Source organism: Coprococcus sp. RTP21204st1_G4_RTP21204_210225, from assembly GCF_040915385.1.
Lineage (GTDB): Bacteria > Bacillota > Clostridia > Lachnospirales > Lachnospiraceae > Allocoprococcus > Allocoprococcus comes.
This window is the reverse complement of the sequence record NZ_JBCPDP010000027.1, coordinates 20,283-28,082: the sequence shown is the minus strand read 5'-3', so window position 1 is coordinate 28,082 and position 7,800 is coordinate 20,283. Positions and strand designations below refer to the sequence as shown.

Genomic DNA, 7,800 nt, shown 5'->3' with positions numbered 1-7,800 from the left:
TTAAGGTGCATTACAGAATTTAATCCCGCATAGTTACTGAGATAATCCACAGCTGGAATTTAGTTTTTCATTTAAGTGCAATCAAGAATTGACCTGAATATACAGACAGGGTATGTACAGCTTCATTTGCCATACATACCCTGTTTTAGTAAACATATTTTCTTTTATTTAAGAAATACTTTTGCTCCATGCTTCATGCAACTCATCAACGGATGACATCACGTAATCCGGCTGATGTTCGTATGCTTTTGCTTCTTCTTCAGTTGCCTCACCGGATAATACCAGTACCGTCTCAACACCGGCATGATATCCACATAAGATATCCGTATACAGGCGGTCTCCAACGATTAAAGTCTCTTCTTTCCGGTAATGATTCCGCTGCAATGCAAGTTCTACCATTTCAGGCTGCGGCTTACCAATAAAATACGGCATTCGCTTTACCGCATGTGCAAGCATTTCACAGATGGAGCCACAGTCTGGTACAAATCCAAATTCAATCGGACATACATAGTCTGGATTTGTTGCAAGATAATCCACATTTTTTGTACTCAGCAGCTTACATGTATCAGATAATTTTTCATATGTCAGCTGATTATCATAAGAAACTACAACGCAGGTAATTCCTTCATCCTCGCAATCGCTTGTTACGTGGATTTTATTTTTTTTGAGTTCCCGGATAAAGGACCGGGTTCCCAGCACATAGATCAGTTCTCCGGCATGATTTTTCTTCAGATAATCAATGGTTACATAGGATGCTGTCAGGAAATTGGTGTAATCGGTGTGGATTCCAAGAACCTGAAAAAATCTGATATAATCATCGATGCTCTTGGTTGCATTGTTTGTGATAAATACAAACTGCCCGCCATTTGCCTTGATGTCTTTTAGGAAAGCTGCGGATCCTTCAACGAGCTGATTCCCTTTACAGATCGTACCGTCTATATCCAGCAGAAAAAGTTTTTTATTTTCCAGCATGATCTTATACTTCCGCTTCTTTTTTGATCTGCACTGCCATGTCTGGATAATTGGTGATAATTGCAGTTACTCCTGCATCGATCAGCCATTTCATATCCGCTTTTTCATTGACTGTCCAGACACGGACATTCAGATTGCTGCCTAGATATTCTTTCAGGAAATCTGCCATTTTTACATGATATACTGCCGGATGCAGTCCGTCTACTTTTGTATTCTTCGCATACTCTGCAACATTCAGGATCACATCACTGTACAGATAAGCGGTTTCTGCTTCCGGCACAATTTTCTTCATCTGCTGGATGCTGTAATGGTTAAAGGAAGAATAAATCACCCGCTCTTCCATTCCGGCTTTTTTTACAAGATCCGCAACCTTCTGCTCGATTTCCGGATACCAGTAAATTCCTGTTTTCAGCTCAATATTGACCTGGATACCGGATGCTTTTACCGCATCCAGTACTTCTTCCAGGGTTGGGATCTTTGCTGCGGAATACTCCGGGAATTTGTTTTTCAGTACTGTAAGCTCTTTTAACTTTTTTAAGGTATAATCCTTGACCCATCCCTTTTTTTCTGTAACTCTGTCGATGGTTTCATCATGGATCACAACCGGGATTCCATCCTTTGTAAGCTGTACGTCAAGCTCGATTCCGTCAGCACCCTGTGTGATTGCCAGTGCAAATGCTTCCAACGTGTTTTCCGGTGCATATCCGCTTGCACCTCTGTGTGCAAATATTTTTGTTTTGCTCAATGTTTATTGCCTCGATTCTTTTTAATTATTTACAGTATTGTAGTCAGTGATCGCTTTGTTGATCGAATCTGACATTTTCTGTACTGCTGTGTCGACATCTTCTTTTCCATTCAGCATGCTTTCGATTTCAGACTCAACAGTTGCTCTTGCTTCCGGGAATACACTTAAAAGCGCACCGCAATATTCCGGTGAAGAATCATGGAGCTGATCGATTGCTGTCTGGAACTGAGGATACTGCGCGATATTATCTTTGAATGTCTGTTCATCGTGTGCTTTTGTGGTAACCGGGAAATATCCTGTCTGTGCATTCCAGTATGCCTGTGATTCCGGAGAGATCAGGAATTTTACGAATTCCCATGTTGCACGGAGTTTCTTTGGATCTTTATTGTTCAGTGCCCACAGAGAAGCTCCACCGATGGATACTCCGCCTTCATCACTTGAAGATACCTTCGGAAAATATGCAGTTCCCACTTCAAATTTTCCGTTTACATCCTGCAGGATCTGTTTTAATGAAGCTGTAGAACCAAGTGTGATTGCGGACTTTCCGGCTGAGAAATCTGCAAGTCCTGCATCACCGCCTTTTCCGACGATTGGAGCATAACCGTCTTTGTTGAGTTTCTGCCATGCGGTCAGGATATTCTTGGCTGCACCGTTTTTGTCAAAGTCAACTGCTGTTGCGGCCTTTTCACGCCCATTTCCGTTATTGGCATAGTCCAGACCCTGTTTTCCGATAAACTGCTCGAAGAACCATCCGTAAATACCAAGAGACATTACTTCTCCGGCACCGCCTTTGCTCATTAACTGATCGCCAATCTCATCGATTGCTTCCAGGCTGTCCGGGATTTCTGTAATACCGGCTTTGTCGAACATATCTTTATTATAATACATAATTGGGGTAGATGAGTTAAAAGGCATCGAATATAATTGATTATCAATCGTATAATATGCAGCAAGGTTCGGTTCGATCTCGGATACATCATAATTATCTGCATCGATCATTTCCTGCATTGGCACTGTCCAACCGGATTCGATCATAAAACGGGTACCGATTTCATAAACCTGTACCAGATCTGCACCCATATTTCCGATCTGTGCGCTCTTTAATTTGTTCAGAGAATCATCATATTCTCCCTGATACTGTGCTTCTACAGTAATTCCATATTCATTTTCATCATTAAATTTTTTGACAAGTGTATCGATTGCCTGTCCATTGACTCCACCCATAGAATGCCAGAAAGTAATGGTTGTTCCGTCTACATCCTTTGCATCTGCCATTTCTGCTTTTTCATTGCCTTCTGCTGCATCGGATGAGCCATCCTGGCTGATGGAAGATTTTCCACCACCGCATCCTGCAAGCATTCCGACTGCCATTGCTGCTACAAGTAATAATGAAACTGTTTTTTTCTTCATAATTTTCCTCCTGTTGTGATCTCTTCTAATTGGATGAAATTGTGTGTAATATTTACACATATATAGGATCGGGAATGAATGTTTTCCCGTTTCCAGTATAGGAATTAACCCTTTACAGCTCCTGAGAACATTCCCCGGATCAGTTGCTTCTGTCCGATAATGAAAATCGAAATCGACGGAATGATGATCATGACAACACCTGCGATCATCAGGGTAATGGACTGCGAATCCACACTGTCAAGCATACTGATACCAATCTGTACGGTTCGCATGTTGTTGGAACCGGTTACAAGAAGTGGCCACATATACATATTCCATGCATTGATAAAAGTATAAACTGCCATAGCTCCGATTGCTGACTTGGTCAGCGGGATCAGAATCTTAATAATGAATTTCAAATTACTGCATCCGTCCAGTTTTGCTGATTCATACAGGGACATCGGGAATGTCATATAGAACTGACGGAACAAAAAGATTCCCATCGCCGATGTCAGATACGGAATGATCAGTACCGCATACGTATCAAGAATCCCCCAGCTTCCGACGGTCAGATAATTGGAAATGATCGTTGCTTCGCCAGGAACCATCATGGTTGCCATAACAATTGCAAAAAGGATTCCTTTTCCCTTAAATTCCAGGAAGGAAAATGCAAATGCGGCAAGGGAACAGGAAATGATCTGTCCGATGGTAATACATCCTGCCATGATAAATGAATTTAAAATGAACCGGAGAAGCGGAACAGTTGTAAATGCCTCCTTGAAGTTCTGCAGTGTCGGATGCTTCGGAAAAAGATTCAGATCCGTTGTAAATAATTCATTGGATGGCATCAGCGCAATGCTGACCGCGTATAAAAGCGGAAGCAGTACAAGGATTGCGAAAATGATATTTGCCGCAAGGCGCAGTGCTGTCTTACTTCTTCTTTTCGCCAGTGCCTTGGCGTTCATTTTATTTTTTAATTCCAGAAGTTCACTTTTTGAATATTTTCCTTCCATCGGAATTGCCATACTATTTAACTGACTCATTAGTAATTTACTCCCTTCTTCTCAATGCGGAACATCACCAATGTTACAAGCATGATAATGACAAATAAGATAACAGACTGTGCGGATGCACTTCCAAAACGATAGTTAAAGAATGCATCTCTGTAAATCGAGTATACGATTACGTTTGTGGATTCATTCGGTCCGCCTTCTGTCAGGATCTTGATCTGTCCGAATGACTGGAATGCCTGAATGATGTTTACAACAACGGTGTAAAACATGATCGGTGACAGTCCCGGAAGTGTCAGGCTGAAAAATTGCTGAACCCCGCTTGCACCGTCGACCGATGCTCTTTCATAAATGGTTTCGTCAATATTTCCGAGTCCTGCCGAAAAATACAGAAAATTGATTCCGCTATTTAACCATGCGGTAAGGATCGCGACACAGTAAAGTGCGGTGTTTGGATCGTTTAGCCAGTTGATATCAAGTCCGAGAAGCTTATTTACAATTCCGACTGCCGGATGGAGCATGATCTGGAAAATCATGGCTGCCGAGCTTGATGCGATCGCCATCGGAAGCGCGTAAGCGGTACTGAATACGCGGATTCCAGGAAAAGCTTTGTTACAAAGAACTGCAGCAATCAATCCCAGGAGCATTCCGCCGAGTACAACGATGACAACAAAGGCCAATGTAACTTTTAAACTGTTTCTAAAGGATTCTGAACTAAGCAGATCTATATAATTCTGAAGACCTACAAAGATTTTTGCCTGTCCCATTTTGTTTGTCATAAAAAGGCTTAAGTAAACTGTCTTTACAAATGGGTAGAACAAAAATACTGCAAAGATCAGAATACTCGGCACCAGATAAAGGTACGGTGTAATTTTTAGATTCTTTTCTTTTTTCATTCTTAATATCCTTTCCTATATAGATTCAGAATATTTTCCTCTGTCTCTGTATCAAATATGTGAATCCGATTTGGATCAAAATACAGATCTACCGTTTCACCTACTTTTGTCTGGTTGGATGGCTCCAGCCTTACAGCATGCGTTCTGTGCTGTTCATCAAAATACAGGAATACTTCTGCTCCAAGCATTTCTCTGGTAACGACGGTTTCCCGTATTCCGGCACTGTTTTTTGCAAATCCGCTGGCTTTTGCTTCTTCGTATTCATAGATATCTTCCGGTCTGATTCCCAGGGTCACACGTTTTCCCAGGTATTCTTTCCGGAGAATTTCTTCATTACGCCCAGTTGGATATACTTTTTTTACTGGTCCTGTTGTTGCAAATAACAGGACTGTCTTATCAAATTCTTTTTCCACTTCGCATTCGATAAAATTCATGGTCGGTGCACCTACAAATCCTGCGACAAATTTATTTACCGGATGATCGTAAATGTTCTGCGGGGTATCTACCTGCTGGATCAGACCGTCTTTCATGACAACGATTTTTGTCCCAAGCGTCATTGCTTCTGTCTGATCGTGTGTAACATAAATGATGGTGGTATCTAACTGTTTATGTAACTTTTGCAATTCAACACGCATCTGCGCCCGAAGCTTTGCATCAAGATTGGAAAGTGGTTCATCCATAAGAAATGCTTTTGGCTGTCTTATGATTGCCGCGCCAATCGCAACACGCTGCTTTTGCCCGCCGGATAATGCCGCCGGTTTTCTGTCAAGCAGAGATTCAATCTCAAGGATTCTTGCTACTTCTCTGACTCTTTGATCAATTTCTTTTTTCGGAACCTTACGGATTTTCAGTGAGTAAGCAATATTTCCATAAACAGTCATGTTTGGATATAAAGCATAATTCTGAAAAACCATTGACATCTCTCTTTCCTTTGGTTCCAGATAGTTGCAGAGCTCTTCGTCGATCCAGAGTTCTCCATCTGTAATATCTTCCAGTCCTGCAATCAATCTAAGTGTTGTAGATTTTCCACAGCCGGAAGGTCCTACGAAAATCACAAATTCTTTATCATGAATGTCTAAGGTAAAATCTTTTACACCATAATGTGTGGAATCAAATTGCTTACAGACATTTCTTAACGCAATTTCAGCCATCTTTTTCCTCCTTCATAGCCACGAATGTGGCTTCGTTCTTGCTCTTATGTCCGTGAAATATCATAACATTTCAGCTTCTGAAAGTGCTATCATATTTCTGCTAAAGAAATGTTAAATGGACGTATATTATTATATACAAATGTAAAAAAATGAGACAGTCCGCAAACTGTCCCACTAAAATTTCGTTATAAAATTATAGGTATAAATATTATGCTCTCTTCCGTTCTTCCAGTGTTCTGGATATTTCTTCTGTCTTTTCATCTGTTAATATGTAATGTTTTCGGAACACAAGTAATCCGATCAGCAATACAAGAATCGGAATGATCGTCATACACATCCGAAGTCCCAGCCTGGAAGCCGGTGCGATTACCGTCAGTACTTCTGCCGTTTCATCCTTCTTGATCTGGAAGATCTGAATAACGATCGAAGCCGCAAGTGCAGCCACGCCAGATGCCAGCTTTACCACAAAGGTCTGCATCGAAAAGATTACCGATTCGTCACGCCGGTTATTTTTCAATTCCCCGTAATCTACCGTATTTGCAAGGAAAATCGTCACAATAACATTCAGCATACCAATTGCCGACATAATAAGGAATGCCGGAACCAGAAGCAGATAGACACCGGTACTTCCGGAGAATGCAATCACAAGAAGGATCAGATATCCTGCAAATGCCATAGAAAAGCTGACATAAAAAAGATTTATCGTATTCATAAATTTCCGGAACAGCGGAAACAAAATCATCATCGCAAGGATCTGGAATGCACCGCCAAAGGTATTAAAAAGCGTATAATTGCTCTGCCATGCTTCCGGACTGAAATCATATTTGAAAAGGTAAATGACCAGATTCGATGTAATATATAATGCGGTATTGATCATAACAATTGCCACAACCATGGTCAGTGCCTGGTCATTGCGAAACAGTGCCCGGAACATTTCTTTTACCGTTGCTGTTTCCATATTTACCGAAGATTTTTCTTTAATAGAAAGGCAGGTAATCGTGATAAAAATGAAAAACAAAACTGCGATAATCAGCGCAAAATAGCGGTATCCAAGCCGTTCAATTTCCGATGCACTTTCCCCGCCTGCCAGTTTGCCAAGCGTGGATACGGAAAGTACGGTGATGATCGTGACGATGGCAGAACCAACGCCGGCACAGGAACGTGCCATTGCAGAAAGATTTTCGCGCTCTTTTCCGCTTTCGGTAAAAGCAGGAATCATGGACCAGTATGGAATGTCCATCATCGTATAAGTTACGCCCCAGAGTATGTAGGTTACAGCCGCATAAGCAACCAGTCCTCTGCCTGAAAGAGAGGGCGGTGCAGCAAACATCAGATACAAAACAATGGCATTTGTCAGTGTACCGATAAAGAGCCACGGTCGGAACTTGCCCCATCTGGTTTTCGTCTTTGCTACGATGATTCCCATGATCGGATCATTAAATGCATCAAAAATTCGGGCGATAAACAGGATCACCCCCATTGCCACAGCACTGACACCCATGATGTCCTGATAATAATAAAGAACATAGGACGCTGACAGCATATAGACCATATCTTTCCCTACAGCCCCGATTCCGTAGGCAAACTTTTCTTTTCCTTTTAGTTTCTGTACTTCTCCCATAATAAATTCCCCCTTG

7 protein-coding genes are annotated in these 7,800 nt (G+C 41.6%); all 7 read right to left on the bottom strand.

Annotation, left to right across the window (positions count from 1 at the left end; genetic code table 11):
- Window positions 1–168 precede the first annotated feature (168 nt).
- The 7 genes from AB5213_RS15930 to AB5213_RS15900 all read right to left on the bottom strand — a co-directional run bounded on the left by AB5213_RS15930 (window position 169) and on the right by AB5213_RS15900 (window position 7,784).
- The gene (locus AB5213_RS15930; protein ID WP_173686002.1) at window positions 169–972 is read right to left on the bottom strand and encodes an HAD-IIA family hydrolase; all 804 of its coding nucleotides are present in this window, start codon (window positions 970–972) and stop codon (window positions 169–171) included.
- A gap of 4 nt (window positions 973–976) precedes the next feature.
- The gene (locus tag AB5213_RS15925; RefSeq protein WP_173686001.1) at window positions 977–1,717 is read right to left on the bottom strand and encodes a glycerophosphodiester phosphodiesterase; all 741 of its coding nucleotides are present in this window, start codon (window positions 1,715–1,717) and stop codon (window positions 977–979) included.
- A gap of 21 nt (window positions 1,718–1,738) precedes the next feature.
- Window positions 1,739–3,127 (bottom strand): ABC transporter substrate-binding protein, encoded by a 1,389-nt coding sequence (locus AB5213_RS15920; protein ID WP_055248605.1) that lies wholly within the window; start codon window positions 3,125–3,127, stop codon window positions 1,739–1,741.
- A gap of 104 nt (window positions 3,128–3,231) precedes the next feature.
- Entirely contained in the window at window positions 3,232–4,149 is a 918-nt protein-coding gene (locus tag AB5213_RS15915; protein ID WP_055248607.1) for a carbohydrate ABC transporter permease, read from the bottom strand.
- Entirely contained in the window at window positions 4,149–5,012 is an 864-nt protein-coding gene (locus AB5213_RS15910; RefSeq protein WP_055297582.1) for a carbohydrate ABC transporter permease, read from the bottom strand. Before AB5213_RS15910 ends, AB5213_RS15915 begins: the two co-directional genes overlap by 1 nt.
- Window positions 5,013–5,014: 2 nt before the next feature.
- Window positions 5,015–6,163 carry an ABC transporter ATP-binding protein gene (locus tag AB5213_RS15905; protein ID WP_055248611.1) on the bottom strand — a complete coding sequence of 383 codons (1,149 nt, stop codon included), beginning with the start codon at window positions 6,161–6,163 and terminating at the stop codon, window positions 5,015–5,017.
- 208 nt (window positions 6,164–6,371) lie between these two features.
- Window positions 6,372–7,784 carry a glycoside-pentoside-hexuronide (GPH):cation symporter gene (locus AB5213_RS15900; RefSeq protein WP_243861822.1) on the bottom strand — a complete coding sequence of 471 codons (1,413 nt, stop codon included), beginning with the start codon at window positions 7,782–7,784 and terminating at the stop codon, window positions 6,372–6,374.
- Window positions 7,785–7,800: the final 16 nt, after the last annotated feature.